The sequence below is a fragment of the Vibrio sp. YT-19(2023) genome, from assembly GCF_033337395.1.
On the sequence record NZ_JAWOQN010000789.1, the window covers coordinates 1 to 593 of the forward strand.

The 593-nt window shown below is 44.9% G+C and carries 1 protein-coding gene; it reads right to left on the bottom strand.

The genetic code is table 11. The features are described from left to right. Nucleotides 1-593 (bottom strand): 1-acyl-sn-glycerol-3-phosphate acyltransferase (locus R7E78_RS28475; protein ID WP_318058928.1); only part of this gene is annotated, 593 nt, incomplete at both ends.

The following is a 593-nucleotide window of genomic DNA, read 5'->3' on the forward strand; positions in this document are numbered from 1 at the left end:
AAATAGCTCTTTTGCCTTAGCGATGTCACATGGATCGTTCTCGTAAGCTATCGAGACCGGCACAATTTTTAACGAGCGCATGTACTCGCCAAACGCGACCTTTTGCTTGCGACCTTCAACGTGGAACATTTTTAAGATCGCAGGATCTGTAAAGTCGTTACCGTCTTTTGCGCGCCCTTCTTTTTGAGCAATCCAAATAGAGTTACCCGTATCCAGCGAGTGTTTGATGTAGCCAGACAACTGTCCAAGCGCTTTCATCATCTCTCGTGGAGCTTTTGCAGAACGCTTAACAATAAAGCTCTTGTTCAAACGCATCAGCTCTGTCGCACACGGTTTTTTTAGCAAATTATCGCCGATTGCAATACGCACAGTGCGGTGACCACTTTCGTACAAACCGTAGTTAACTAAAGCGGGATCCATTGCGATATCGCGATGGTTAGACACGAATAAGTAGGAGGTGTTTTTATCCAGTTTGTCTAAACCAGAGAACGTGACGCCATCCGTTGTCTTATTCAACGTATCTTGAAGGTATTTTTTCTCCTCGATTTGGATCGCTTCTACGGAGTCAAGTTTGCTCCACTTCGCTTTTAGGT